Raw genomic sequence first — 24856 nt, forward strand, 5'->3', positions numbered from 1 at the left:
GATTTCGAGCGCCCTGGAAAGTCAGAGGCAGTCACGCCGGCCGGGCGGCGCTAGTTTCGCGGCTCACGGGAACGTGATCGAGCGCTCGCCCCACAAAAAAGCCCCGGACGGACCGGGGCTTTTTTGATTTAGCGAGCGGGGCGCCGGCTATTCAGCCGGCGACGGTTTCTTCCGAAACAATGCCACCAGATTGTCCCACAATTCGATCTTGGCGCCCTGGCGCTTCATGATCACGCCCTGCTGCAGGATCGACAGCGAGTTGTTCCAGGCCCAGTAGATGACCAGGCCGGCCGGGAAGCTCGCCATCATGAAGGTGAAGATGATCGGCATCCAGGTGAAGATCGCGGCTTGCGTCGGATCTGGCGGCGTCGGGTTCATGCGCATCTGCAGGAACATGGTGACGCCCATGATCAGCGGCCACACGCCGATCATCAGCATATGCGGCAGGGTGATCGGAATCAGGCCGAACAAATTGAACAGCGAGGTCGGATCGGGTGCGGCCAGATCTTGGATCCAGCCGAAGAACGGCGCATGCCGCATCTCGATGGTGATGTAGAGCACCTTGTAGAGCGAGAAGAAGACCGGGATCTGCAGCGCCACCGGCCAGCAGCCGGCCAGCGGATTGATCTTCTCGGTCTTGTAGAGCTCCATCATCGCCTTTTGCTGCGCCATCTTGTCGTCCGCGTATTTCTCGCGGATCTCGAGCATTTTGGGCTGCACCTTCTTCATGTTCGCCATCGACGCGTAGGATTTGTTGGCGAGCGGGAAGAACAGGGCTTTGACGATGACGGTGGTGGCCAGAATGGCCAGGCCGAAATTGCCAAGCAATTTGTAGAGCGTGTCGATCAGCCAGAACATCGGCTTGGTGATGAAGTGGAACCAGCCCCAGTCGATCAGCAGGTCGAACCGCTTGATGTGACGGTCTTCCGCGTAGGCGTTGATCTTGCCGACTTCCTTGGCGCCGGCGAAGATTTCGCTCTCCACCGTCGCCGACTGGCCGGCGTCAATCGTGATCGGGTCGGTCAGGAAGTCGGACTGGTAACGATGACGGCCGTCTTCGAAATAGGCGTAGCGCGGCTGGAACGGCTGCTTCTCGGTCGGCACCAGCGTCACCGCCCAGTACTTGTCGGTGATGCCGAGCCAGCCATCGGTCGACTTGCCCGGCGTGAACTGCTTGTCCTTTTCGATGGACGCGTATTTGTGTTCCTGCAGGCCTTCCGTGCCGGTGAAGCCGATCAGGCCTTCGTGCAGGACATAGGTGCTGGCAACGGCCGGCTTGTCGAAACGGGTGACGCGACCGTAGTTGGACAGCGAGACCGAAGCCGCGCCCGAATTCTGCACCGTGTCGGAAACCGTGAACAGGTAGTTGTCGTCGACCGAAAAGGTGCGCTTGAAGGTCAGGCCCTTGTCGTTGGTGAACGTCAGCGTGACCGGCGTTGCCGGCGTCAGTGTCGCATTCCCGTCGACGGCCCACACAGTCTCGGGACCCGGAACTGCACCGGTCTTGTCGTTGCCGACAAAGCCGATCTCGGCATAATAGCCATTGGGCAGCGCCGCCGGGTTGAGCAGGCTGATCTCGGGCGAGTTCTTGTCGACTGTCTCGGTGTAGTGCTTGAGCCTGAGGTCATCGAGCCGCGCGCCGGTCAGGTTGATCGAACCTTCCAGGCTCGGCGTGTCGATCTTGACGCGCTTGCTGGTCGCCAGCGCCTGCTCGCGGCCGGCCGGCGTCACGGCGTCGGTGCCCGGCGCGTTGGGAATGGCGCCCGGCGCTGCGGGCGCTGTGGTATCGCCTGGATTGGCGGCCTCGGCGGCCTTCTTCTGCTCCGCCACCCGCTGCTCTTCGATGCGGGCCGCCTCGCGCTGCTGCTCGCCGCGCGGCAGCACGTAAAAATACTGCCACAGCCCCAGGATCAGCACCGACAGTGCGATGGTGATGAAGAAGTTCCGGTTGTTTTCCATCGAAAGCCCTTGGCCTATCGTGTTCCGCTGAGACGGCGGGAGAGTTCGGCCTTCAACTGGCCGAACGGAATGGTCAGCACGTCTTCGCGCCCGACGATGACATAGTCATTGCCAGGCGCCATGTCACTGGCCGCATGCGTGCGCACGGCCTCTCTCAGCCGCCGCCGGACGCGATTGCGCACGACCGCATTGCCGACCTTCTTGGTGACGGTATAGCCGACGCGCGGCGCGAGATCGTCGCCGCGGTCGAGAACCTCAACGAGAAAAAGCCGCCCGCGCCGCTTTTCACCGCGGCGGACGGCCAGAAATTCCGCGCGCTTCAGAAGCCGCTTGGGATGTGGTCCCACTGGCTTGCCGGTTGCGGGCAACGATCTCGTCTTCCGTTCAGGCGCTCAGCCGCTTGCGACCGCGGTTGCGGCGGGCTGCGACGACGCCGCGACCACCCTTGGTGGCCATGCGGGCACGGAAACCGTGCCGGCGCTTGCGGACGAGTTTAGACGGTTGGTAGGTACGCTTCATTTGTTTTAATACCGCGGGGTGCGGCCCTTCTTGATTCTGTCACTTTGTAACAGGAGCTTTGCCGGGCCGGTTTTGGCGCGATCGAAACCGCGCCGGGACGAATGGCCCGAGCGTGAGCGGCTTATAGAAAGAAGGCTTTTGCGAGTCAATCCAGCGCGAACCAGCAGTTCGTCGCAGCGCGAACTCGCAGTTCGTCGCGGCGCGAACGACCAGTTCGTCTCGGGGCGGTCGGGCGGATGGACGCGGTTTTTTGTGCCGCTGCCGCTTTCCGACGAAGGATGAAATTGGCAAAAAAGCCGTGATCGCCTAGTCTCGGGCGATCAAGTGATTGTGAAGACAGGTCTCGATGAGCGAAGTTTCACCCGTGGATGAGAGGACCGGCCCGGCCAACACCGCCGTCCGCACGGTGCCTTTGTCGCGCGGACTGTCGACGAAACTGCTGCTGCTCACCATCGTCTTCGTGCTTCTGGCCGAAATTCTCATTTTCCTGCCCTGGATTGCCAGCTACCGGCTGAGCTGGCTGAAGGAGCGGCTGAGCACCGCGGCGGCGGTGTCGATCGTGCTGGTGCAGGGCGAACCCAATTCGCTCTCCCGCGCCGCCCAGAACGACGTGCTGATGGCGATCGGCGCCAAGGCGATTGCCGTGCGCGACGGCGGCGTCTCGCGGCTTCTGGTGGTGGCCGAGATGCCGCCGCAGGTCGATGAACATATCGATATCGCCAGTGTCGGCATGATCAAGGGCATGACCGGCGCGCTCGACACGCTGTTTTTCGGCGGCAGGCGCATGCTGCGCGTATTCGGGCCGGTTGGCGAAAGCGACAAGGAATTCGAGCTGATCATGCCCGACCGCAGCCTGCGCGATGCCATGCTGGTCTATTCGCGCAACGTCGCCTTCGTCTCGCTGCTGATCTCACTGTTCACCGCCATGCTGGTCTATGCCGCGATAGACCTGATCATGATCGGCCCGATCCGCACCATGACGCGCTCGATGCTGGCCTTCTCCGAGGCGCCCGACGATCCCGGGCGCATCATTCGGCCCGCCGCCCGCGCCGACGAGATCGGCGTCGCCGAGCGCGAGCTGTCACTGATGCAGGAGCGGCTGCAGAAAATGCTGTCGGAGCAGAAGCATCTGGCCGACCTTGGCCTCGCCGTGTCCAAGATCAACCACGACATGCGCAACATCCTGGCCTCGGCGCAGCTGATGTCGGACCGCTTGCGCCAGGTCAAGGACCCGACCGTTCAGTCCTTCGCGCCGAAATTGCTGCGCGCGCTCGACCGTGCCGTCTCCTATTCGGAAGGCGTGCTGGCCTATGGCCGCACCCAGGAGCCGCCGCCGTCGCGCCGCCGCCTGCGGCTGCGCCAGCTGGTCGAAGACGTGCACGGTCTGCTCGACATTGAGGACGGCATCGAATTCGTCAACGCCGTCGACCTGACCTTCGAGGTCGACGCCGATTCCGACCAGCTGTTCCGGGTACTCACCAACCTTTGCCGCAACGCCGTGCAGGCGATGGCGGCGGACACCGAAAGCGCCCTGGTGCGGCGCCTGGCCGTGTCGGCTGTGCGTCTCGGCAGCGTCAGCCGCATCGCCGTCAGCGACACCGGCCCCGGCCTGCCGCCGAAAGCGCGCGAAAACCTGTTCGCGGCGTTTCGCGGTTCTGCCCGCAGCGGCGGCACCGGCCTTGGCCTGGCGATCGCCCATGAACTGATCCGCGCGCATGGCGGCACGATCGAGCTTGTCGAATCGATTGGCGGCAGCACCACCTTCGCCGTCACCATTCCCGACCAGCCGGTCCGGCTCGACCAGGCCCGCAACGGCCTGCGCCGCCCGGCCTGATCCCGCGCAATTTCCAGGAAAAAGCATCGGGCGGCCTCCGTCCGCGATTGCCAAGGGCAAAGAGCCGCAGCGCGCCGATAACAAAACTTTTGCCGGATCGGCTTGCTTTTCGGAAATTCAGTCGCTAGGGAACACGTCTTGTCGCGGCCGGTCGTCAGGACCGGTTTGCGGGGCTATGCCAAGCATGGCCTGTTGCGCGCCCGTAGCTCAGCTGGATAGAGCACCAGACTACGAATCTGGGGGTCAGGAGTTCGAATCTCTTCGGGCGCGCCATTCACCATTCACTGATTTGCCATGGGAAGCCTTCGAGCCCACATCAGTCGCAGTTGCCCAGTCCGTCTATTCTCGTCTGGTTCTTCGCTGGAGCGCCGCCTCAGCTCATACCAGACATTCGCACCACGCCGCGAAACGTCGCCTCGGTCATTCGCGCTCAGGATGATGCGGGCGTCGCCTCTGTTTGCGCACAATATACGAAAGAGACAAAAGCGGGCGGATCCGGCGGAAGGAAATCCTTCTGATGTTTCCATGCGAGACAGAGCGCGTATGTATCGAAGGGTTTCTGTTCTCGCCGTTCGTCGATACCGCCATTTACAAATGCAAGAGAAATAACATGCGCGATTGCATTCACAATTTGGGAGTCCGCTTTTGCAGCCGTTTGCGCTGTCGAAAACAGAGCGACAGCGATGATGAACCTGGTCCGTTTCATGTCGGCCTCCTGTCCAATCCAGTGCCGCGGGGATCGCTTGGATGCGGCGGGCGAATGGGCTAGGCTAGGGAGCGCGCCATGAGGGTGAAATGTCCCGAAAGGCTCCTGAAATTGACCCGAAATCTGCCGAAACGATCACGTTCGGCGGTTTTGTTTTCCTGACCAGAATCAACGAACTCCGAACGGTTGAAGGCAAGGCTGTCGATCTCCGCAGCCAGTCCGCCGAGGTGCTCTCCGTGCTCGCGGCGCGACCGGGCGAGATCGCGTCCAAGGATGCGCTGATGGAGGCGGTTTGGCCCGATACGTTCGTGACCGACGACAGCCTTACCCAATGCATTGCCGATATTCGCCGCGCATTGAGGGACGACGCGCATGCGATCGTGGAAACCCTCCCCAGGAGAGGTTACCGGCTGAATGCCGATCCATCGGACGCAGCGGACCCAAACGCCGCGGCCGTCATGGAACGAGCCAAGACACGGTTTTCGCAACGCAGGTTCATTCTTGCTGCGATCGTTCTCGTCGCGGCAGCGATCGGCGCATACTACGGCGCGGAAGCATGGCGAGCCGCCCCCGTTCGTTCGGGCGACATGCCCAGGATTGCGGTCCTTCCCTTCGACGACATGAGTGCCGGTGCGGACAAGGGATATCTCAGCGATGCCGTTGCCGAGGGGATCATCACCGCGCTGGCGCGGAGCAAGACTTATGCCGTCATCGCGCGGAACTCGAGCTTCAGGTACCGCGATAAACCCATCGACACCAGGCAGATTGGAGATGAACTCGGCGTCGACTACCTGCTCGAAGGCAGCCAGCAGAAGATCGGAGATCGGCTGAAAGTGTCCGCCCAGTTGCTGAATGCGCATGACGGATCACATGTCTGGGCCAACTCCTACAACCGGGAGATCGGCGATCTTTTCGTCGTCCAGGAGGAAATCATCCGCACGCTTGCGGATCGGGTCGGAGTAAGGATCGAGCGACCCTTGCCACAGAGCGATGCCGCGCAGGTCAGCGCGCTCAGCTATTACCTGACGGGGAGGGCCCTGATCGGAGAGGATATCACAGCCGAGGGGACCGAGCTGTTAAGGCAGTTCAGCCTCAAGGCGGTCGAAGCGGATCCGAACGCCCAGTTCGGCTATATCGGGCTGGCCTGGTCCGATCGCAATGACGCGGTATTCGGCTGGCACGCGCAGGAACACAACCGGGACGAGGCGTTGAAACTCGCGGCCGAATACGCCGACAAGGCCATCCTGCTCGCCCCTGATGACGCTGAAGCGCACGAGGTCCGCGCCAGCATCCACACCGAAGCCGGAGAGGTCGAGCAGGCCCTTGCCCAGTACGATCAGGCGATCGCCTTGAACCCCAGCGCCTCGCATATCCTCGTCATGAGTACGGACGTGCTGCTGTATGTTGGCCGCGCCGACGAAGCGATCGATCGGATCGAGCAGGCCAAGGGCATCGATCCCTTCCACCCTGACTTTTTTCACTGGCAGATGGGCTGGGCGCTCTGGGAAAAGAATGATTGTGGGGCGGCGCTGGCAGCGATGCGGAAAATGGCCAGAATCCCGAGCGGCGCACAGCGCATGCTTGCGGGGATCCACGCCTGCCTGGGAAACCAGCGAGAGGCAAAGGAAGCGCTTGCAGTTTTCCTCCAGAACACTCCTGGTGAATCCATCAGCAAAGAACGCAGGGAGTGGGACAAGATTTGGACCGCACCCGGAAGCCTCGATCGCTGGATCACGCAGATGCGGTTCGCCGGGTTGCCGGAGTGAACGGCTGTCCGTGCGCGGCCGCGACCTTGGCGAAGTCGCTTTAGATTGAATTCTCCTCAACTTTGTTCCTTTGACGCCAGACGGCGCATCTGCGCGAAGTCCGCAGCCGCGCCCGTGCCGAACCCGCCCGCTATGACAGCCGCACACCGCGCTCGCTCTCCATATGGCGTTTCCATCGGGTTCTCAGCTCGCCGAGACGACTGCCGTGATTCTCGTCAAGAAATTCGGCGGCGACGATGCGATCCGTCCTGAAGTTGCGAAACGCCTGGCGCAGCTCGCACCAGGCAGCCAGCAGGCGCACTGTCTCGGCATAGCCGATAATGACCGGCCAGATGACACGCTCGCTGTCTTGCGCCTCCTGGTTTCGATAGCGGATCCGTATCTTGCGCCCGTTGCGTATCCATAGACGGGTTTTCGCAATATCCAGGACGTCGGGGGCGAGCACCCTGGCCGGCGCCACCCCGGTGGCCGGCTCGGCGATGAACGGCCGCAGACGTTCTGGCACGACGGTGGCGATCTTGGCAATCAGGTCGCGCGCCGCGTGGGCCAGCACAGGGTCGCCCCGCTCGGCCACCCATTGCGCGCCAAGCATCGCGGCTTCGATCTCATCTGGTGTCAGCATCAGCGGCGGCATGTCGAAGTCGCTGTCGAGGACATAGCCCAGCCCGGCCTCGCCGCGGATCGGCACCCTTTGCCCGATCAGATCCGCCATGTCGCGGTAGACGCACCGCTTCGACACTTCCAGCTCTTCGGCCAGCATGCCGGCGGTAACCGGGCGGGTGGAGCGCCGCATGATCTGGATAATCTGAAACAGGCGGTCGGCTCGGCGCATCTCGGTCTCGCTGCTGACGGGAAGCTGTCAGCAGGACCCTGCCACAAGCCGCCCAGCGCCGCACCCCGCGGCGCAAAATCGGGAACACCACCCGCAGAAGGAGAACACCATGAATTTCCTCTCCGTGCGCATTATTACCAGCGATGTCAGCCGTCTGGTTGAATTCTACGAAGCCGTCACAGGGCTGTCGGCGACGCGCTATACGGACGATTTTGCCGAGTTGGCGACGCCGGTCTGTACCCTGGCGATAGGCAGCGAGCGCACCGTGGCCCTGTTCGGCGCCGGTTCCGCGCGCCCTGCCGCCAACCACAGCTGCATCATCGAGTTCCGTGTCGATGACGTCGACAAGGATTTTGCGAGACTGGGCAAGGTCGTCAGTGAATTTGTCCAGCAGCCGACAACCATGCCTTGGGGAAACCGCTCCTTGCTGTTTCGTGACCCCGACGGGAATCTGATCAATTTCTTCACGCCGGTCAGCGCCGAAGCGATCAAGAAGTTCAACGGCTAGAGATTTCCACTCACCCGTCGATGAAGCGAATATCCGCATCATCGACGCAATAGGGCGCGTAGCGGAAATCGCGGATCTGGACGACCTGCTCGTCCAGCCATTCGACCAGCATGAAGCCGCGGACGCCGTCATCCTTCGCCTGCGGGTCGCGGATCAGGATCGCCGGCCGGTCCTCGACGAAGCCGAGCGACAGCACCCAGTCGCTCACGCGGTCGTAATTGCCGAAATAGGTCGATGCCTGCGCCTTGCCATGCAGCCGCGTGCGGTTGACGACTTCGAGTTGGATATCCTCGGCGATCAGCGCCCGCACGGCGTCGAAATCGCGCGCATTGAACAGATCGACATAGTGGCGCAGGCGCCGCTCGTCGTCGGGATCGAGCCTGGGTACGGGTGCGTCGTCCGGCGCTGACGCCAGCACTCTCAGCTGCGCCCGTCCGCGATGCAGGGCCGCCTTGGTCGCGGCCAGCGTCGCGCCGGAGACGTCGCAGGTCTCGTGCAGGCTGAGGCCGAGCACGTCGACCAGGATCACGGCGCTGCGCTGTGCCAGCGAAAGCTGCATGAAGGAGCGCAGGCCAGTTGCCGCGGCGAGCCTGGCGTCGGCGCTGCCGGAGGGGTCCTCGATCGTCGTCATGTCGGCCTCGGTGATGCGCAACCTTTCCCGGTTGCGCCGGCGCAGATGATCCTGCGCGGCATTGTGGGCGATGCGAAACAGCCATTGCTCGGGGCGCTCGACGGCGGCGCTACCGTCGAGCGCCTGCAGCGCCTTCACAAGCGTCTCCTGGACGATGTCCTCGCCATCGATCACCGAGCCGGCCATGCGGGCGCAATAGCGATGCAATCTGGGCCGCAGCCCGGCCAGCATCGCTTCCAGGGCCGGCCGGTCGAGTTTTGCTGTGCTCATGGTTGGTCCCGCGCGGTTGATCCGAATTTCAACGTTCGCCAGCCAGCATACGGTAATTGCCGACGATCCTGGCGGGTGATCTGACAACCGGCGTCGACCGCCGCTCTACATGGTCCGCGCTGAAGGCCTTGAAGGCCGCCAGCCCGGTGATCGCGGAACTGTCCTTGTCCTGGCCGACGATGTGAATGAACTCGCCATTGTCCAGTTCGAGCACGAGATAGCCGACGGCTGGTGGCGCCGCCTCGGCCAGCGCCTCGAACACCTTGATCACCAGCGCGCGGTTCGCGTCCAGCTCGGCGTCCTTCACGCCGTAGCGAATGATTGTGTAGCCCATCGTCCGTCTCCTGCTTGGTTGGTTTGCTCAAAGGACGTTTCGCGGCGCCGGAAAGATTCTCGCACCCCTCAGAATCTTTTTGACCACCCGCATCGTCTTTCACCGGTGGGGGCTGCGCCGCGGCCATCAAACAGCAGGAGAGACTTGTCATGCACATCCAATTTGCCGAATTGCCGGTGTTCGACCAGAACCGCGCCAAGGCGTTCTACACCGATCACCTCGGCTGCCAGGTCATCGCCGACCAGCCGATGGGCGACGGTGGTTGGCGCTGGATCGAGCTGGCGTTTCCCCATGCGGTCACCAACCTGCATTTCGTCAGGCGGGCCGACGGTGCCCCAGGCGCGGAGCCGGTGCTGGTTCTGGTCGACGACAATGTCGCGGCAACGACCGCGTCCCTGAAAGCAGGCGGCGTCGAGATCGTCACCGAGCCGCAGGAAGCGCCGTGGCAGCCGGGCCGCACCGTCGCCGAGTTCCGCGACAGCGAGGGCAACCGCATGGTCCTCGCCAGCCGGTGAGCAGACCCGGCTGCTGAGCCGCACCGAATTTTCCGACCACTCAATTTCAAACCCAAGGAGAAACCGCCATGAACCCACAATCCCTGAGCCTGAAGCGCGCCACCCCAGAGGACATGACGGCATCGACGCTGAAAGTGCCGGGCGCCAGCCTCTATTATGAAACGAGGGGCACTGGACCGCTGCTGTTGGTCATCCCTGGCGGGCCGCAGGATGCCGGCGTGTTTGCCGATGTCGCGTGTTACCTTGCCGACCGCTACACGGTGGTCGCCTACGACCCGCGCGGCAATTCGCGCAGCACCTTCGACGGGCAGCCCGAAACACAGGATCTCGATGTCCATGGCGACGATGCCGCGCGGCTGATCGAGGCGCTGGGCGCCGGGCCGGCCTATGTCTTCGGCACCAGCGGCGGTGCCCAGATCGGGCTCAATCTCGCCGCCCGCCATCCTGGGCGTGTGCGTGTGCTGGTGGCGCACGAACCGCCGAGCATGATGCTGCTCGAAGACCCGTCACAGGCACTGGCCGGTATGCGCGACCTGCATGACACCTATCGCAGCCATGGCGTGGAGGCGGCGATGCAGAAATTCTTCAGCGACCACGGCCTGTCCGCAGGCCCGGAGCAGGAAGACGCCGGGCCGCAGGAAGCGCCGCCGCAATTCGCGCCGACGCCCGAAGAGGCCGAGACCTTTGCGCGTGTCAGCGGCAATTTCGAATACTGGCTGGCGCACGGCATCATGCCGCTGTCGCTCTACCGTCCCGACGTCGAGATGCTGCGCGGCACTCCTGTCGTGGTCGGCATTGGCGAAGAGTCCATCGGGCAGCCGATCGATGGCATGGGCAAGGCTTTGGCCGAGAAGCTCGGCACCGAGCGGGTCGCCTTTCCCGGCGACCATATGGGCTTTGCGCCGTATCCCGACCGGTTCGCGGAGACCTTGCACCGCGCGCTCAGCGCCATTTGAGAGAGCGAGAGCGTCCGCATGCGATGCGGGCGCGACTCACCCCACCGAAGCAGCCGCCGCCCTACCGGCGCTGCGGCCCGAAAAAATGCAGCCGCCAAGGAAGGTGCCTTCCAGTGCTGCATAGCCATGCACGCCGCCGCCGCCAAAGCCAGCGACCTCGCCGACCGCATACAGCCCCTCGACCGGCTGGCCGTCGGCATTGAGCACGCGGCTGTCGAGATCGGTCTGCAGGCCGCCCAGCGTCTTGCGGGTCAGGATGTTGAGCCTGACCGCGATCAGCGGGCCGTTCGCCGGGTCAAGCATCTTGTGCGGCTTGGCCGTGCGGATCAGCCGGTCGCCCAGATAGGCGCGCGCGCCACGCAGCGCGGTGATCTGCATGTCCTTGGAAAACGGATTGTCGAGCTGCCGGTCGCGGGCGCGGATTTCGCGCTCGACCTGGGCGAGCTCAAGCAGCGGCTCGCCGCCGGCCAGCGCATTCATGCGGGCAACGAGCGCCGGCAATTCGGCTTCAACGATGAAGTCTTCGCCCTTTTCCATGAACGCCTTGACCGGGCCGGGAATGCCCGACGTGGCGCGGCCAATCACTTGCCGCCAGCTCTTGCCGGTGAGATCGGGGTTCTGCTCGGAGCCCGACAGTGCGAACTCCTTCTGGATGATCTTTTTGGTCAGAATGAACCAGGAATAGTCAAAGCCCGTAGCCATGATGTGGCTGAGCGTGCCCAGCGTATCGAAGCCGGGATAGAGCGGCACCGGCAGGCGCTTGCCGCGCGCATCGAGCCACAGCGATGATGGGCCGGGCAGGATGCGGATCGCATGGTCGGTCCAGATCGGCGCCCAGTTCTTGATGCCCTCGACATAATGCCACATGCGGTCGCGGTTGATGATCGAACCGCCAGCCGCCTCTGATATCGCCAGCATGCGGCCGTCGACATGGTCGGGAACGCCGGTGATCATGTGTTTTGGCGGAGTGCCCAGCCGTTGCGGCCAGTTCTTGCGCACCAGCTCGTGACTGGCGCCGATGCCGCCGGAGGCGACGATCACCGCTTGCGCCTTCAACTCGAAATCGTCGGCGACGTCGCGCGAACTTTTTTGGCCGCGCTCGACAGAGCTCGGTTGCAAGATGTCGCCGCGCACGCCGGTGACGACAGCGCCCGTGCGGATCAATTCGTTGACCCGGTGGCGGAATTTGAAGTTGATCAACCCCTGCTTTTGCGCCTCGCGCACGCGCTGGACAAAAGGCTCGAGCACGCCGGGGCCGGTGCCCCACGTCACGTGAAAGCGCGGCACCGAATTGCCGTGGCCGATGGCATTGCCGCCGCCACGTTCGGCCCAGCCAACCACCGGAAAGAATTTCAGGCCGCGCTGCATCAGCCACGAGCGTTTCTCGCCGGCGGCAAAGCTGACATAGGCCTCGGCCCAACGGCGCGGCCAAAGATCCTCCGGCCGGTCGAAGGCGGCCGTGCCCAGCCAGTCCTCAAGCGCCAGGTCGTAGGAATCGCGAATGCGCATGCGCCGCTGTTCGGGCGAATCGACAAGGAAAATGCCGCCGAACGACCAGAAGGCCTGGCCGCCAAGCGACTGCTCCGGCTCCTGGTCGACGATGATGATTTTCTTACCGGCATCAGTCAGCTCGGCTGCCGCAACCAGCCCGGCGAGACCGGCGCCGACAATGATCACGTCCGCATCGTCAGCCATCTTTTGCTCCCCCCGGGCTTGATAAATGGTCAGATGGGTTCCCAGCCGTCCTTGCCGCCGGCGCGGAAAATGGCGTCGATGATCTTCTGGTTGAGCACGGATTCTTCCAGCGTGAACACACGCTCCTTGCCGCCCTGCGCCACCCGCGCAAAAGTCTCGACCTCCAGCCGGTATTGCTGCGTGCCGGGAAAGCGGAACACCTGCGCCTCGGTGTGGTTCTGGTTGTGCAGCTCGACCCGGTGATGGTCGTAGAGCCCGGCATTGAACGGCGAGAACACCTCGATGAACCCCTTCTCGCCGTGGAACACCATTACCTGGCGCGCCGCCATCTGCGTCGACAGATAGAACGACAGTTCGAAGTCGCCGAAATCGGCGCGGATCGAAGAATAGATGTCGGTGCCGAATTTTTTGTCGCGCTCGATCGTCGCCTGCACACGGCTAGGCTCCTTGCCGGTGGAAAAGCGTGTCGACACCGTCGGATAGACGCCGATGTCTGGCAGCGCGCCGCCGCCGAGATCGAGCTGGTTGCGCATGTTGTTGGGGTCGACATTGTAGTAGGAGAACGCTCCCTGCACATGGCGCAGCCGGCCGATGGCGCCGCTGGCGATGAGATCGCGCACCTTGATCCATTGCGGGTGGTAGATGACCATGAAGGCTTCGCAGACCAGCACTTTCTTGGCATCGCGCAGCTTGATCAGTGGTAAAATATCCTTGGCGTCGAGCGCGAGAGGCTTCTCGACCAGCACATGTTTGCCCGCCTCGATCGCCTTGGCCGTCCATTCGACATGCTGCGAGGTCGGCAACGGGATGTAGACGCCGTCGATTTCCTTGGAGGCCAGCAATTCCTCATAGGAACCGAAGGCATGGCGCGCGCCGAAACGGTCGCCCAGCGCCTTGGCTTTCGACAGGTCGCGGCTGGCGATCGCCGACAGCACGCCGTTCTCTGCATCGACGATTGCGGGCAGCAGCTGCTCGCGCCCGATCTTGGCCGTCGACAAAACACCCCATCGGAACATCACGCTTCTCCATCTCGATTACAGGCGACGAGGTTTGCCCGAAATCGATGGAAAAGCCAATTGAAGACTCAGCTCCGTTTTCCCGTCAGCGTCATGTCGAAATCGACGACATTCGAATAGATCGGTGTGCCGACATCCATGCCGTAGCGTGACCGCAGCACCTTGCCGGTGACGTGGAATTTGATCGTGCCGGCCTTGAGGCCGCCGAGCTCGGCGGTGAACTTTTCCGCAAAAGTCTTGCCGCGCGCCGTCAACCGGCCAGTGACCTGGGCTGTGGTGTCGCTGGTGCGTTTGACGCTGGTCGAGCGAAACTGGATTTCCGGACTGTTGGCCGCGTCGAACACCGCGTCGGAGCGCAGGAAGGCGTCGATGCGGCCCTGGCCGGTGCCGACGCTTTCGGGAAAGATGGTGAAGTTGACCTGGGAGCGCCCGACATCGCTGTTGTCGATGCGGATCGAGCCCTTGAAACGACCGAAGGCGCCGTTCAACCCCCCGCCACCAACCTTGCCGATGGAGAAGTGGATGCTGGAACTGCCCGGGTTGATCGTGTAGCTGCCGGCGGCGTCGCCGAGTTCAACAGCCGCGGAGACGGGCATGGCAAGGCAAGCGGCAACCGCCGCGTATCCGATGATGCGCGCATACATGGAGCTATCCTTTTTTGCAGGCAACGCTTTCGCGTCCTCACCCAACAAACGAATGAGCCGCCCGCTCTATTCCTGATCTGACGAAGGCGTGATCATGCGCGTGAGCACCGCGTCCTTCAGCCAGAAATGATGGCGCAGCGCAGCAGCGAGATGCAAGACGACAAGTCCGATGCCGGCATAGGCGAGATACCAGTGCGCCGACGTCCAGAAGCTTTCGCTCGCATCCGATTCAGCCAGCGGCAGGTTCGGCATCACGAACAGGTTGAACGGCATGCTGGGGATCTCCAGCATCGACACCGAGACCAGCGCCCAGCCGGACAACGGTAGAGCCAGTTGAAAGGCATACAGCACCAGATGCGCCAGCGGCGCTGTCCGGCGCTCCAGGGCGCCGACCGAGCGCGGCAGCACCGGCGCGGCATTGCCGAGCCGCCAGGCGATGCGCAGGACAACCAGGCCAAGCAACAGAAAGCCGAAGGATTTGTGCAGCTGGATCAGCTCGAAGGCGGTACGCTGGCTGGTCAGCCGCACCATGACGAAGCCGAGCGCGAACTGGCCGATGAAGATTATCGCGATCGCCCAATGAAGGACGATCGCTGCCCAGCCATAGCGGCTCGTGCTGTTGGTGATCAGTGCAGGCATGGACGGTGAACGAATGTAGGGGCGGGTTTCTTCCATTCTCCCCTCGTGGAAGGGTGGGCCTATCCGCTCACCTTGAAGAAATCGGCAAAGGCGCGCAGTGCCGGCCGCATCTGGCGGCGGCTTGGATAGTAGACGAAGAAACCGTCGAAGGACGGGCACCAGTCCTCCATCACACGGATGAGCCTGCCGTCGGCGAGCGGTGCGCGAACATAATCCTCGAACACGAAGGCGAGCCCGGCGCCATCGACCGCTGCCTGGGCGATCAGATGGTCCTCGTCGAGGATCAGTGGCCCTTGCGCAGCGAACTCGATCTCCTCGCCGTCCTTCTCGAACTCCCAGCGGTAGAGAATGCCGCTGGAGAAGCGGAAGCGGATGCAGCGGTGGTCGGCCAGATCGTGCGGATGCGATGGTTTGGGCATGGTCGCGAAATAGGACGGAGCGCCGACGACGGCGCCGCGAAGGTTGGGCCCTATGCGCACAGCGATCATGTCGCGCTGCAGGCTCTCGCCGAGCCGGACGCCGGCATCGAAACCGCCTTCGACGACATCGGTGAAGCGATCCTCGATGACGATTTCCAGCACGATGTCGGGGTAGGCCGCGGCGAAGGCGCCGAGCCGTGGGGTCAGCGCCAGGTGGGCTGCGGTGCGCGGCACGGTCAGCCGCAGATTGCCGGCCGGCCGGTCGCGCGCCTCGATCGCCGTCTCCAGCGCCAGATCGATCTCCGACAGCGCCGGCCGCAGGCGCTCCAGCAACTGCGCTCCTGCCTCGGTCGGCGCGACGCTGCGCGTGCTGCGCGCCAGCAGCCGCACGCCAAGCCGGCCCTCCAGGCTGGACACCGCATGGCTGACCGCCGACGGCGCTATCGCCAGTTCCTTGGCGGCGCCGCGAAAGCTGCCGCATTGGGCGACGGTCGCCAGCACGGCCAATTGCGAAAGATGCGCTCGTTTCATTGATCTATTTTCTAGAACAGGCCGTACAGATGAGAGCTGATTATCGAACATAGGGCAAGGCCCTATCTCTGTCGCATCGCAACAAGGAGACACGTGATGCAGACCCGCAAGCTAGGAACTGAACTGAGTGTCTATCCCGTCGGCCTCGGCTGCATGGGCATGAGCTTCGCCTATGGCGGTCAGGCAGAGGCCGACGCGATCGCCACCTTGCACCGCGCCGTCGATATCGGCGTCAATTTCTTCGATACGGCGGAAGTCTATGGCCCCTTCGAGAACGAAATCCTGCTTGGCAAGGCTCTGAAGCCGGTGCGCGACAAGGTAACCATCGCCACCAAGTTCGGCTTCAGGATTTTGGAAGAGGGCACGGGCATGCAGCGCATGGCCGGCGTCGACAGCCGTCCCGAGCACGTCAAGGCGGTGGCCGAGGCGTCGCTGAAGCGGCTGGGCACCGAGGTCATCGACCTCTACTACCAGCACCGCGTCGACCCTAACGTGCCGATCGAGGACACGGTCGGCGCCATGGCCGAGCTGGTGCGCGAGGGCAAGGTACGGGCGCTTGGCCTGTCGGAGGCCAGTGCCGCAACCATCCGCCGGGCGCATGCCGTGCATCCGATATCGGCCGTACAGAGCGAATACTCGCTGTGGAGCCGCGATCCGGAAGACGAGGTGTTTACTGTGTGCCGCGAACTCGGGATCGGCTTTGTTCCCTACAGCCCGCTCGGCCGTGGCCTGCTGACCGGCACCATCGCCAAACCCGAGGCCTTGAGCGACGACGATTGGCGCCGCACGCTGCCCCGCTTCCAGGCCGACGCCATGGCCGCCAATGCTGCTGTCATCGCCACGCTGGAGAAGATGGCGGCGCAAAAGGGCGTGACCACGGCACAGCTGGCGCTCGCCTGGGTGCTGCACCAGGGCGATTTCATCGTGCCGATCCCGGGTGCGAGAAAAATCCACCATCTGGAGCAGAACACGGCGGCAGCCGCGATCGAGTTGAGCGCGGCTGAGGTGGCGGCGATTGGCGATGCGCTGTCGCCGGATAAGGTGGTTGGCAAGCGCTACACCGAGGAGCTGTTGGCGCTGGTGAATGGGTGAGCGATGATCAACAGAGGAAGAGGCGCTTCGGCGCCCCTTTTTCGTATCTGGCAGCGCAGAGGGGGGTGTCTCGCGCCGACATTTCCTACCAAGGCACCACCGATATCTCCGGCCAGTTCTCTCTTGCCCTCGCCCCCTTCGCCTCATGCGTCTGCTGGTTGTCCATCACCCGGTTCGGCGTGATGCGAAACGAGAAGATATCGTCGAGCCCAAACGGCGCCACCAGCTCAAGCTGCCCATCGGTGTCGTAGCGAACGCCCACCGCGTGGGTCCTCGAGGCGAAGAAGCGGAGCGAGTGGCTGGAGCTGGTATAGCGGGGGCAGGATCGTCCGAATTTCTGCGGATACCACAAATGCACCCGCGCCTGGTTGCGCAGCTCGACCGGCAGCGGCAGCCCAGCAAAGACCGCAGCGGCGCGGGCAATCACACCGTCCTCAGCCTCGTATGACAGGTCGCTGTCATCGAAATAGAACAGGTCGACGTCCTTGATACCGTAACCCGACGGCTTTCCCGTCAGCTGGTTCCAGACGCTGTTGTAGAGCGCGCCGGAAACGATCAGCCAGTCCGGTAGATCGAGGCTCCTTGCCCGAACCAGCGCTTCATGGATCAGCTTATCTCTCGACACGATGTCGAGAAACGCCGCGCGTTGCGTTTCGAAAGGCAGGCCGGAATAGCGCAGATGGTCCATCGCCCTTTGGAGGACGATTCGCCATCTGCCGGCAATCCCTTACGTCCTCAGCACGCCGCCCGTCTGCTTGCCGACATTCTCGACGATGCGCTTGGCCAGCGCCTCGAAATCCTCGTCGGTCAGCGTCTTTTCGACCGGCTGGATCGACACTTCGATAGCGATCGATTTTTTGGCCGCGCCAAGCGAAGCGCCCTCGAAGACGTCGAAGACCGAGACGGCGGTGATGAGCTTCTTGTCGGCGGCCAATGCGGCGCGCACCAGCGTGCCGGCCTCGACCGTCTTGTCGACGACGAAGGCAAAATCGCGCTTCACCGCCTGGAAAGCGGAGAGCTCCAGCTTAGGCTTGGTCTTCGTCGGCTTGGCCTTCGACTCCGGCACGGCGTCGACGAACACCTCGAAGCCGCACAGCGGTCCGGAGACATCGAGCCCCTCCAGCGTCTTCGGATGGAATTCGCCGAATGTGCCGAGCACCGTCTTCGGGCCGAGCTTGATCGTGCCGGAACGGCCGGGATGATACCAGGCCGGACCGCCGGCCTCGATCTGCAGCCGCTCGACCGGTGCGCCGCAGGCTTCCAGGGCCGCGATTGCATCGGCCTTGGCGTCGAACACGCCGACATTCTGGGAATTGCCGGCCCAATTGCGGCCGGAGCCGTCAAGCTTTGCGGTTCCGCGCCGCACGCCGGCGGCGACTCGCCGCTGCTGGTCGGCGCCGTCGCCTTCATAGGTGCCCGACACTTCGAACAGCGCCACATCGCCGATGCCCTTGTCGGCATTGCGCTGCGCAGCCGCCATCAGGCCCGGCAGCAGCGACGGCCGCATGTCGGACATGTCGGCGGCGATCGGATTGGCAAGCTTCAGCGCCGTCTGGCCACCGCCGAACAGCTCGGCATGCTTCGCCGGAATGAACGACCAGGTGACGGCTTCCATCATGCCGCGCACCGCAAGCGCGCGCTTGGCCGTACGGGTGCGGATCTGCAGCGTCGTCAGGATTTTGGAATTGACCGCGTCATGGGCACCGAGCGGCTGCGGCGCGATGTTGTCGACGCCATGGATGCGCATCACCTCTTCGACCAGATCGGCCTTCCCAGCGACATCCGGCCGCCAGGATGGCACGGCGACTTTGACGACATCGCCCGAACCTTTGGGCTTGAAGCCGAGGCGCGACAGGATGTCGAGGCTTTCTTCCTTCGGCACCTCGATGCCGGTCAGCCGCTTCACTTCCGACAGCGGGAAAGAGACGATCTTGGGGGTGTGGCCGGCATAGCCGGCCACTTCGATCTCCGTCGGCGTGCCGCCACAGAAATCAAGCACCAGCCTGGTCGCCAGCTCCACGCCCGGAACCATGAATTCAGGGTCGACGCCGCGCTCGAACCGGTAGCGCGCGTCGGTGATGATGCCGAGCGTGCGGCCTGTGCGGGCCGTGGCGATCGGGTCCCAAAGGGCCGATTCGATCAACACGTCGGTGGTGTTCTCGTCGCAGCCGGAATGTTCGCCGCCCATGATGCCGGCAATCGATTCGACGCCATTGTCGTCTGCTATGACGCACATTTCCGGCGTCAGCGTGTATTCACGACCGTCGAGAGCCTGCACCTTTTCACCGTCGCGCGCGCGGCGCACGACGAGATTGCCCGCGACCTTGCTGGCATCGAACACATGCAGCGGCCGGCCACGGTCGAACGTGACGTAGTTGGTGATGTCGACCAGCGCGCTGATTGGCCTCAAGCCAATGGCGATCAGCCGTTGCTGCAGCCATTTCGGCGACGGGCCGTTCTTGACGCCCTTGACCAGATTGAGCGCGAAGCCGGGGCAGAGCTCCGGCGCCTCGATCGTCACCTTGACCGGGCACATGCCGCTGCCGACATGGGGCATGATGGCGCCGCCGACGAGGCGGCCAAGCCCACTCGCCGCCAAATCCCTGGCAATGCCGTAGACGCTTGTCGCATCGGGCCGGTTCGGCGTCAGATTGATCTCGATCAGCGGATCGTCGAGATGCGCATAGGCGGCAAAGCTGGTGCCGACAGGCGCATCCGCAGGCAGATCGATGATGCCGTTGTGTTCGTCGGACAGTTCCAGCTCGCGCTCGGAGCACATCATGCCATGGCTTTCGACACCCCGGATCTTGCCGACCGTCAGCGTGACGTCGATGCCGGGAACATAGGTACCGGGCGCGGCGAAGGCGCCGATCAGGCCGGCGCGGGCGTTCGGTGCGCCGCAGACGACCTGCACCGGGGCCTTGCCGTCGCCGGTGTCGACGGTCAACACCCGCAGTCGGTCGGCATCTGGGTGCTGCACCGCCGTCAGCACTTTGGCGATGACGAAGGGCTTTAAGCCAGCTTTGTCGTCGACATGTTCGACTTCGAGGCCGATCGAGGTCAGCCGCTCGACGATCTCGTTGAGCGTTGCGTCGGTCTCAAGGTGATCCCTAAGCCAGGAGAGGGTGAATTTCATGGTTCTGTTCCGTGTGGTCTGGGCACGCTTGTCTTCAAATGGCGCGGCAAGTCGTCCGGCATATGCAGGAAGGGCAGCTGTTCGCTGACATAGGCATGCAGCGTCGGCGTGAAATCGGCCGGCGCGTCCATGGCGCCGAGCGCGAAATAGATGTGGTCCTCAAGCCGCTCGTCGACATAGGCGATCGGCGAACCGCAAATGCCGCAGAAGGAGCGCGTCACCGGCCCGTTCTCGAACATCTTCAGCGCCTTGCCGGTGAAGGCGACCTGTTCGGTCAGGAAGCCGACAAAGGCCGACACCGGCGCGCCGCTGGCCCGCCGGCAATCGCCGCAATGGCAATAGCTGACATGGTGCGGTTCGGCCGAGGCTTCGAACCGCACGGCGCCGCAACGACAGCCGCCGGTATGGGGCGCTGTCATGCCGAGAGGCCTCCGAACAGCGTCGGCATGTCGAGCGGACGGAAACCATAATGCGCCAGCCAGCGCACATCGGCGTCGAAGAACGCGCGCAGGTCCGGCATGCCGTATTTCAGCATGGCGATGCGGTCGATGCCCATGCCCCAGGCAAAGCCCTGATATTCGTCCGGGTCGAGCCCGCCAGCGCGCAGCACATTGGGATGCACCATGCCGCAACCGAGGATCTCCATCCAGTCGGAGCCTTCGCCGAAGCGCACCTCGCCCGGCCGCGAACGGTCGCACTGGATGTCGACCTCGAGGCTTGGCTCGGTGAACGGGAAGAAGGACGGCCTGAAGCGCATCTTGACCGAGGGTACCTCGAAGAACGCCTTGCAGAACTCTTCCAGCACCCACTTCATGTTGGCGACGTTAGCCGTCTTGTCGATCACCAGCCCCTCGACCTGATGGAACATCGGCGAGTGGGTGGCGTCCGAATCCTGCCGGTAGGTTTTGCCGGGGATGACGATGCGGATCGGCGGCTTCTGCGTTTCCATGGTGCGGATCTGCACCGGCGAGGTGTGGGTGCGCAAAAGCTTGCGCTCGCCCTTCTCGTCCGGCTGGAAGAAGAAGGTGTCGTGCATCTCGCGCGCCGGATGTCCCTCGGGGAAATTCAGCGCAGTGAAATTGTAATAGTCGGTCTCGACATCCGGACCTTCGGCGATGGCAAAGCCGAGATCGCCGAAGATCGCGGCGATCTCGTCGATGACCTGGCTGATCGGGTGGATACGGCCGCGCTCGGCCGGCGATTGCCGCACCGGCAGCGTCACATCGACCTTTTCCGCGGCAAGGCGGGCGGTGATCGCCACATCCTTCAGCTCGGCCCGGCGCAAGGTCAGCGCGTCGGTGACGCGGTTCTTGAGGCCGTTGATCGCCGGCCCCTTCAGCTGGCGCTCCTCGGCGCTCATAGCGCCCAGCGTCTTCAGCATTTCGGAGACGGAGCCCTTCTTGCCGAGGGCCGCGACGCGCACGGCTTCGATCGACGCCTCGTCGGCGGCCGAGGCGATGTCAGCCATCAGGGAATTTTCGAGCGTATCCAGGCCAGTGGTTGCGTCGTTCACGGTCAAACTCGCTACGTTGGAAGTCTGCTCAAAGTGAAAGTCACTTTTAAGTTGAAGTTCAGGCATCAGAGACAAAAGAACCCGCGCCAGCCGTGCCAGCGCGGGTTCCCCAAATCAGAATTTCGAATGCTTGGGAAGCGCTGGTCTTAAGCGACAGCGCTTTCAAAAGCGTTCGGCGTGGTGTTCTTCAGATATTCGAGCGCGACCTTGGCCTTGGCGACCAGGGCTGCGAAAGCCTGCGGCTCGTGGATGGCCATGTCCGACAGGATCTTGCGATCGATCTCGATGCCCGACTTGTTGAGGCCGTCGATGAAGCGGCCATAGGTCAGGCCATGCTCGTGCGTCGCGGCGTTGATGCGCTGGATCCACAGCGCGCGGAACGAGCGCTTGCGGTTCTTGCGGTCGCGATACGCGTACTGCATCGACTTTTCCACCGCCTGCTTGGCGATGCGGATGGTGTTCTTACGGCGGCCGTAGAAGCCTTTCGCGGCTTTCAGGACCTTCTTGTGCTTGGCGTGCGAGGTAACGCCTCTTTTTACGCGTGCCATGTCATGATCTCCTTAAAAGCAATTCCAGGTGCCTGGCGGCTTTCCGTTCGGAATTGCGTAAAACAAATGCGTGTCCGGACCGAATGCCTTAGAGGCCGTTCGGCAGAAAATTCTTGATGACCTTCTTGCCATCCGGTTCAGCCAGAACCATCGTGCCGCGGGCATTTCGAATGAACTTGTTGGAACGCTTGATCATGCCGTGACGCTTGCCGGCCGCAGCCGACAGGACTTTACCCGTACCTGTGATCTTGAACCGCTTCTTGGCGGCCGACTTGGTCTTCATCTTGGGCATTTTGCTACTCCGTTTATGTGCGCACGATCGCGCTTTTTGTTCGCTTCAGGCCGACCAAAGCCCGAAAAGCAAATGAAACCGCCACGGCATGCCCTGCCGGGCGGTTTTCTTGGAACGGCGGTCCTATACGTCAAAGCAGGCTGGCGCGCAACACCTCAAGGGATGCGACGCTCTGTCCGGACCCGAGCGTGGCCTAAGGGATGCGGAACAGCACCGGGAGAATCCCAGATTGCTGGGCGCCGTCGATGGTTTCGAAGACGGGCAGCGCCACCAGGAACACCAGCCCGTCCAGCAGCGTGGTCAACAGCAGGCGCGGCTTGAAGTTGCCGGTATCGCCTTCCTCGTAAAGCGACAAATTAGGGAAGAAGCGCGGCACTTTCGCCAGATAGGCCTTGTATGGCGCGCCGAGCGCCTCCTTGAGGAATTTCTCCTCGTGCCGGATGACGATGTGAAAGGCTCCCGCACAAAGCAACCCGAAGCCGATCGTGCCCGTGATCGAGCCGATCTGCGCGCCGACGCCGGCGGCAGCGACGCTCGAGAAGACATAGAGCGGGTTGCGGGTGATCGAATAGGGTCCGCCGGTCACCACCTCGGAGGATTTGCGCCCGCCGATATAGAGCGTCGACCACAAGCGTCCGATGACGCCGAGGAAGATCAAAAGCACGCCGAACATCTCGATGGTTTCGTGCACCGGGGTATCGGGCGGAAACGTCGACTGCCCGAACAGCAGCGCCGCGAACAGCACGACGACGAGAACGGCAAGCACCATCCTGCGCGTGTGCTGATAGTCGCCAGTCGCGTATTTGACCTCATTGACCATGTCGGAATCCGATCGTCGAAAAGCTTTGCCGGCGATCGCAGCATCTGGACAAGAAACAGGCGTCCCGCCGATCGCCGGGACGCCGTGGAATATCATCAAGGCGGATTTAGAGCGCCATCATCACGCTGAACTTATCGTGATCTAGCGAGGCGCCAGCACCATCATCATCTGGCGGCCTTCGAGCTTCGGTTCCGCTTCGACCTTGGCTATGGTCGCCACTTCTTCGCGGACCTTGTTCAGAAGCTGCATGCCGAGCTCCATATGCGCCATCTCGCGGCCACGGAAGCGCAAAGTCAGCTTGACCTTGTCGCCTTCCTCGAAGAAGCGCCGCACGGCCTTCATCTTGGTCTCGTAGTCGTGGCTGTCGATGTTCGGGCGCATCTTGATCTCTTTGATCTCGATGACCTTCTGGTTCTTGCGCGCCTCGGCCGCCTTCTTCTGGTTGGCGTATTTCAGCTTGCCGAGATCGAGGATTTTTGCGACGGGCGGCACCGCATTGGGCGATATCTCGACCAGATCGAGCCCGGCCTCTTCGGCGAGCAGCAATGCGTCGTTGATGGAGACATCGCCTCGGTTCTGGCCTTCGGCGTCGATGAGCTGGACCCGGGGAACCCGGATATCACGGTTTGAGCGCGGGCCATCCTTGGTGGGCGCCGCTGCTTTGAAAGGTCTGCGAATGGTCGTGGTCTCCTTGAGCCGTTTCGTTCAGGGTTCTTCAGTCAAATCGGTGAACGCGCCAATGTGGTGAGCGCGCGGGCGGAGTCAATAGCACAGCGCTGACAGGAAATCACCCTGCGTCCGCCACGTTCGGCTGCGCCAAGCGAAGAAACGCGCCAAGCACTTTTCGTTGAGCCTCCCACTGTGCCAAAAGACCGGCGCGCCAAGAGACCGGCGCGAAGGGAACAAGCCATGACCGCCACTGCCCCGGTTTTTCTGGACGTCGAAGGAACCGCTATCGCCGTCAGGCATAGGGCAGGCGCCGAGCCCGGCATCGTCTGGCTCGGCGGCTACAAATCCGACATCCTGGGTACGAAGGCGCAAACGCTGGCCGACTGGGCAGACCGGGAAGGCCGAGCCTTCCTGCGCCACGATTATTCCGGCCATGGCGAATCGGGCGGCGCCTTTGCCGACGGCACCATCTCGAAATGGCTGGCGCAAAGCCTCGCGGTCTTACGCCATTTCACGCAAGGCAAGCAGATCCTGGTTGGTTCCTCGATGGGCGCCTGGATTGCGCTGCGCATGGTGCAGGAATTGCGCAAGGCGGGCGAGGACCGCATCGCCGGCCTGGTGCTTTTGGCGCCGGCGCCGGATTTCACCGCCGAACTGGTCGAGCCGGCGTTGACCGAGGCACAGAAGCGCGACCTCGCGCAAAAGGGCTTCTTCGAGGAGCCGTCGGACTACTCCGCCGAGCCTTACATCTACACCCGCGCGCTGATCGAGGACGGCCGCAACAACCTGACAATGATCGGGCCGATCGACACCCACTGCCCTGTCCACATATTGCAAGGCCTGGCCGACGCGGATGTGCCGACAAGCCATGCGCTGAAGCTGGTCGGCCTGCTGCCCGCCGATGACGTGACGCTATCGCTTATTCCCGAGGGCGACCACCGCCTGTCGCGGTCACAGGATCTCGACATGCTGCTGCGAGCCGTGGGCGCCATGATCCAGCAGGCAGGGTAGA

The 24856-nt window shown here is 63.1% G+C and carries 27 protein-coding genes and 1 tRNA gene; 8 read left to right on the forward strand and 20 right to left on the reverse strand.

The features are described 5' to 3' along the window. Positions 1–147: 147 nt before the first annotated feature. From yidC to rpmH, 3 genes are read right to left on the reverse strand one after another with little or no spacing between them, the layout of a single operon-like run. Positions 148–1959, reverse strand: a complete 1812-nt coding sequence (gene yidC / locus AC1D0N_RS01040; RefSeq protein WP_477240516.1) for a membrane protein insertase YidC — start codon at positions 1957–1959, stop codon at positions 148–150. Between the two features lie 14 nt (positions 1960–1973). Continuing rightward, complete coding sequence (gene rnpA / locus AC1D0N_RS01045; RefSeq protein WP_477240518.1) at positions 1974–2327, reverse strand: ribonuclease P protein component; 354 nt, start codon at positions 2325–2327, stop codon at positions 1974–1976. Positions 2328–2343: 16 nt separating this feature from the next. After that, positions 2344–2478 carry a 50S ribosomal protein L34 gene (rpmH, locus tag AC1D0N_RS01050; protein WP_008833937.1) on the reverse strand — a complete coding sequence of 45 codons (135 nt, stop codon included), beginning with the start codon at positions 2476–2478 and terminating at the stop codon, positions 2344–2346. Positions 2479–2824: 346 nt separating this feature from the next. Between rpmH and AC1D0N_RS01055 the strand changes: the two genes are divergently transcribed. Then, positions 2825–4312 carry a sensor histidine kinase gene (locus AC1D0N_RS01055; protein ID WP_477240520.1) on the forward strand — a complete coding sequence of 496 codons (1488 nt, stop codon included), beginning with the start codon at positions 2825–2827 and terminating at the stop codon, positions 4310–4312. 196 nt (positions 4313–4508) lie between these two features. Continuing rightward, positions 4509–4585, forward strand: a tRNA-Arg gene (locus AC1D0N_RS01060). A gap of 157 nt (positions 4586–4742) precedes the next feature. Here the strand turns inward: AC1D0N_RS01060 and AC1D0N_RS01065 are convergent. Then, the gene (locus tag AC1D0N_RS01065; protein ID WP_477240522.1) at positions 4743–5018 is read right to left on the reverse strand and encodes a hypothetical protein; all 276 of its coding nucleotides are present in this window, start codon (positions 5016–5018) and stop codon (positions 4743–4745) included. An 89-nt stretch (positions 5019–5107) separates the two neighbouring features. Between AC1D0N_RS01065 and AC1D0N_RS01070 the strand changes: the two genes are divergently transcribed. Then, complete coding sequence (locus AC1D0N_RS01070) at positions 5108–6784, forward strand: winged helix-turn-helix domain-containing tetratricopeptide repeat protein (RefSeq protein WP_477240524.1); 1677 nt, start codon at positions 5108–5110, stop codon at positions 6782–6784. 130 nt (positions 6785–6914) lie between these two features. Here the strand turns inward: AC1D0N_RS01070 and AC1D0N_RS01075 are convergent, their stop codons facing one another. Next, positions 6915–7616, reverse strand: a complete 702-nt coding sequence (locus AC1D0N_RS01075) for a helix-turn-helix transcriptional regulator (RefSeq protein ID WP_477240526.1) — start codon at positions 7614–7616, stop codon at positions 6915–6917. A gap of 109 nt (positions 7617–7725) precedes the next feature. Here AC1D0N_RS01075 and AC1D0N_RS01080 point away from each other — a divergent pair, with 109 nt between their 5' ends. Further along, a complete protein-coding gene (locus tag AC1D0N_RS01080; RefSeq protein WP_477240528.1) occupies positions 7726–8124 on the forward strand; it encodes a VOC family protein in 399 nt (132 codons plus the stop codon). 10 nt (positions 8125–8134) lie between these two features. Here AC1D0N_RS01080 and AC1D0N_RS01085 read toward each other — a convergent pair whose 3' ends face one another. Further along, positions 8135–9025, reverse strand: a complete 891-nt coding sequence (locus AC1D0N_RS01085; protein WP_477240530.1) for a sigma-70 family RNA polymerase sigma factor — start codon at positions 9023–9025, stop codon at positions 8135–8137. 28 nt (positions 9026–9053) lie between these two features. After that, a complete protein-coding gene (locus AC1D0N_RS01090) occupies positions 9054–9359 on the reverse strand; it encodes a hypothetical protein (protein WP_477240532.1) in 306 nt (101 codons plus the stop codon). 149 nt (positions 9360–9508) lie between these two features. Between AC1D0N_RS01090 and AC1D0N_RS01095 the strand changes: the two genes are divergently transcribed. Both AC1D0N_RS01095 and AC1D0N_RS01100 read left to right on the forward strand, forming a co-directional pair. Next, positions 9509–9874 (forward strand): VOC family protein, encoded by a 366-nt coding sequence (locus AC1D0N_RS01095; RefSeq protein ID WP_477240534.1) that lies wholly within the window; start codon positions 9509–9511, stop codon positions 9872–9874. A 68-nt stretch (positions 9875–9942) separates the two neighbouring features. Then, complete coding sequence (locus tag AC1D0N_RS01100) at positions 9943–10830, forward strand: alpha/beta hydrolase (protein ID WP_477240536.1); 888 nt, start codon at positions 9943–9945, stop codon at positions 10828–10830. Between the two features lie 36 nt (positions 10831–10866). Here AC1D0N_RS01100 and AC1D0N_RS01105 read toward each other — a convergent pair whose 3' ends face one another. From AC1D0N_RS01105 to AC1D0N_RS01125, 5 genes are all read right to left on the reverse strand, one after another. Beyond that, a complete protein-coding gene (locus tag AC1D0N_RS01105; protein ID WP_477240538.1) occupies positions 10867–12525 on the reverse strand; it encodes an FAD-binding dehydrogenase in 1659 nt (552 codons plus the stop codon). Positions 12526–12554: 29 nt separating this feature from the next. Next, positions 12555–13541, reverse strand: coding sequence for a Gfo/Idh/MocA family protein (locus AC1D0N_RS01110; RefSeq protein WP_477240540.1), 987 nt, complete (start codon positions 13539–13541; stop codon positions 12555–12557). A gap of 68 nt (positions 13542–13609) precedes the next feature. Next, entirely contained in the window at positions 13610–14185 is a 576-nt protein-coding gene (locus tag AC1D0N_RS01115; RefSeq protein WP_477240541.1) for a YceI family protein, read from the reverse strand. Positions 14186–14251: 66 nt separating this feature from the next. Next, entirely contained in the window at positions 14252–14824 is a 573-nt protein-coding gene (locus AC1D0N_RS01120) for a cytochrome b (protein ID WP_477241834.1), read from the reverse strand. A 59-nt stretch (positions 14825–14883) separates the two neighbouring features. Then, positions 14884–15774: a LysR family transcriptional regulator gene (locus AC1D0N_RS01125; RefSeq protein WP_477240542.1), complete on the reverse strand. Its 891-nt coding sequence runs from the start codon at positions 15772–15774 to the stop codon at positions 14884–14886. A gap of 96 nt (positions 15775–15870) precedes the next feature. Here AC1D0N_RS01125 and AC1D0N_RS01130 point away from each other — a divergent pair, with 96 nt between their 5' ends. Next, a complete protein-coding gene (locus AC1D0N_RS01130; protein WP_477240543.1) occupies positions 15871–16866 on the forward strand; it encodes an aldo/keto reductase in 996 nt (331 codons plus the stop codon). A gap of 85 nt (positions 16867–16951) precedes the next feature. Here AC1D0N_RS01130 and AC1D0N_RS01135 read toward each other — a convergent pair whose 3' ends face one another. The 8 genes from AC1D0N_RS01135 to infC form a co-directional block, all read right to left on the reverse strand. Then, entirely contained in the window at positions 16952–17554 is a 603-nt protein-coding gene (locus AC1D0N_RS01135) for a nucleotidyltransferase family protein (protein WP_477240545.1), read from the reverse strand. A 39-nt stretch (positions 17555–17593) separates the two neighbouring features. After that, complete coding sequence (pheT, locus tag AC1D0N_RS01140) at positions 17594–20002, reverse strand: phenylalanine--tRNA ligase subunit beta (protein ID WP_477240547.1); 2409 nt, start codon at positions 20000–20002, stop codon at positions 17594–17596. Continuing rightward, complete coding sequence (locus tag AC1D0N_RS01145) at positions 19999–20421, reverse strand: GFA family protein (protein ID WP_477240549.1); 423 nt, start codon at positions 20419–20421, stop codon at positions 19999–20001. The genes pheT and AC1D0N_RS01145 overlap by 4 nt, the downstream gene beginning before the upstream one ends. After that, positions 20418–21470, reverse strand: coding sequence for a phenylalanine--tRNA ligase subunit alpha (pheS, locus tag AC1D0N_RS01150; RefSeq protein ID WP_477241836.1), 1053 nt, complete (start codon positions 21468–21470; stop codon positions 20418–20420). Before pheS ends, AC1D0N_RS01145 begins: the two co-directional genes overlap by 4 nt. 191 nt (positions 21471–21661) lie before the next feature. Next, the gene (gene rplT, locus AC1D0N_RS01155) at positions 21662–22063 is read right to left on the reverse strand and encodes a 50S ribosomal protein L20 (RefSeq protein ID WP_023672281.1); all 402 of its coding nucleotides are present in this window, start codon (positions 22061–22063) and stop codon (positions 21662–21664) included. 88 nt (positions 22064–22151) lie between these two features. Continuing rightward, on the reverse strand, positions 22152–22355 hold the full coding sequence (gene rpmI, locus AC1D0N_RS01160; protein ID WP_006201248.1) for a 50S ribosomal protein L35: 204 nt from the start codon (positions 22353–22355) through the stop codon (positions 22152–22154). A gap of 193 nt (positions 22356–22548) precedes the next feature. Further along, a complete protein-coding gene (locus AC1D0N_RS01165) occupies positions 22549–23175 on the reverse strand; it encodes a methyltransferase family protein (RefSeq protein ID WP_477240551.1) in 627 nt (208 codons plus the stop codon). Positions 23176–23316: 141 nt separating this feature from the next. Beyond that, complete coding sequence (infC, locus tag AC1D0N_RS01170) at positions 23317–23853, reverse strand: translation initiation factor IF-3 (RefSeq protein ID WP_477241838.1); 537 nt, start codon at positions 23851–23853, stop codon at positions 23317–23319. 231 nt (positions 23854–24084) lie between these two features. Here infC and AC1D0N_RS01175 point away from each other — a divergent pair, with 231 nt between their 5' ends. After that, positions 24085–24855, forward strand: coding sequence for an alpha/beta hydrolase (locus tag AC1D0N_RS01175; protein ID WP_477240553.1), 771 nt, complete (start codon positions 24085–24087; stop codon positions 24853–24855). Position 24856 lies beyond the last annotated feature (1 nt).

The organism is Mesorhizobium sp. P2_E10 (assembly GCF_056404235.1).

Excerpts from the sequence above, each read along its gene's own strand:
- AC1D0N_RS01130 (WP_477240543.1), top strand. The coding sequence starts at position 15,871 with ATGCAGACCCGCAAGCTAGGAACTGAACTGAGTGTCTATCCCGTCGGC.
- AC1D0N_RS01120 (WP_477241834.1), bottom strand. The coding sequence starts at position 14,824 with ATGCCTGCACTGATCACCAACAGCACGAGCCGCTATGGCTGGGCAGCG.
- AC1D0N_RS01105 (WP_477240538.1), bottom strand. The coding sequence starts at position 12,525 with ATGGCTGACGATGCGGACGTGATCATTGTCGGCGCCGGTCTCGCCGGG.
- rplT (WP_023672281.1), bottom strand. The coding sequence starts at position 22,063 with ATGGCACGCGTAAAAAGAGGCGTTACCTCGCACGCCAAGCACAAGAAG.
- AC1D0N_RS01065 (WP_477240522.1), bottom strand. The coding sequence starts at position 5,018 with ATGAAACGGACCAGGTTCATCATCGCTGTCGCTCTGTTTTCGACAGCG.
- AC1D0N_RS01080 (WP_477240528.1), top strand. The coding sequence starts at position 7,726 with ATGAATTTCCTCTCCGTGCGCATTATTACCAGCGATGTCAGCCGTCTG.
- AC1D0N_RS01135 (WP_477240545.1), bottom strand. The coding sequence starts at position 17,554 with ATGGACCATCTGCGCTATTCCGGCCTGCCTTTCGAAACGCAACGCGCG.
- AC1D0N_RS01125 (WP_477240542.1), bottom strand. The coding sequence starts at position 15,774 with ATGAAACGAGCGCATCTTTCGCAATTGGCCGTGCTGGCGACCGTCGCC.
- rpmH (WP_008833937.1), bottom strand. The coding sequence starts at position 2,478 with ATGAAGCGTACCTACCAACCGTCTAAACTCGTCCGCAAGCGCCGGCAC.
- AC1D0N_RS01090 (WP_477240532.1), bottom strand. The coding sequence starts at position 9,359 with ATGGGCTACACAATCATTCGCTACGGCGTGAAGGACGCCGAGCTGGAC.
- pheT (WP_477240547.1), bottom strand. The coding sequence starts at position 20,002 with ATGAAATTCACCCTCTCCTGGCTTAGGGATCACCTTGAGACCGACGCA.
- AC1D0N_RS01175 (WP_477240553.1), top strand. The coding sequence starts at position 24,085 with ATGACCGCCACTGCCCCGGTTTTTCTGGACGTCGAAGGAACCGCTATC.
- AC1D0N_RS01055 (WP_477240520.1), top strand. The coding sequence starts at position 2,825 with ATGAGCGAAGTTTCACCCGTGGATGAGAGGACCGGCCCGGCCAACACC.
- AC1D0N_RS01095 (WP_477240534.1), top strand. The coding sequence starts at position 9,509 with ATGCACATCCAATTTGCCGAATTGCCGGTGTTCGACCAGAACCGCGCC.
- AC1D0N_RS01070 (WP_477240524.1), top strand. The coding sequence starts at position 5,108 with ATGTCCCGAAAGGCTCCTGAAATTGACCCGAAATCTGCCGAAACGATC.
- AC1D0N_RS01110 (WP_477240540.1), bottom strand. The coding sequence starts at position 13,541 with ATGTTCCGATGGGGTGTTTTGTCGACGGCCAAGATCGGGCGCGAGCAG.
- AC1D0N_RS01165 (WP_477240551.1), bottom strand. The coding sequence starts at position 23,175 with ATGGTCAATGAGGTCAAATACGCGACTGGCGACTATCAGCACACGCGC.
- AC1D0N_RS01085 (WP_477240530.1), bottom strand. The coding sequence starts at position 9,025 with ATGAGCACAGCAAAACTCGACCGGCCGGCCCTGGAAGCGATGCTGGCC.
- AC1D0N_RS01100 (WP_477240536.1), top strand. The coding sequence starts at position 9,943 with ATGAACCCACAATCCCTGAGCCTGAAGCGCGCCACCCCAGAGGACATG.
- rpmI (WP_006201248.1), bottom strand. The coding sequence starts at position 22,355 with ATGCCCAAGATGAAGACCAAGTCGGCCGCCAAGAAGCGGTTCAAGATC.
- AC1D0N_RS01075 (WP_477240526.1), bottom strand. The coding sequence starts at position 7,616 with ATGCGCCGAGCCGACCGCCTGTTTCAGATTATCCAGATCATGCGGCGC.
- AC1D0N_RS01115 (WP_477240541.1), bottom strand. The coding sequence starts at position 14,185 with ATGTATGCGCGCATCATCGGATACGCGGCGGTTGCCGCTTGCCTTGCC.
- yidC (WP_477240516.1), bottom strand. The coding sequence starts at position 1,959 with ATGGAAAACAACCGGAACTTCTTCATCACCATCGCACTGTCGGTGCTG.
- pheS (WP_477241836.1), bottom strand. The coding sequence starts at position 21,470 with ATGGCTGACATCGCCTCGGCCGCCGACGAGGCGTCGATCGAAGCCGTG.
- AC1D0N_RS01145 (WP_477240549.1), bottom strand. The coding sequence starts at position 20,421 with ATGACAGCGCCCCATACCGGCGGCTGTCGTTGCGGCGCCGTGCGGTTC.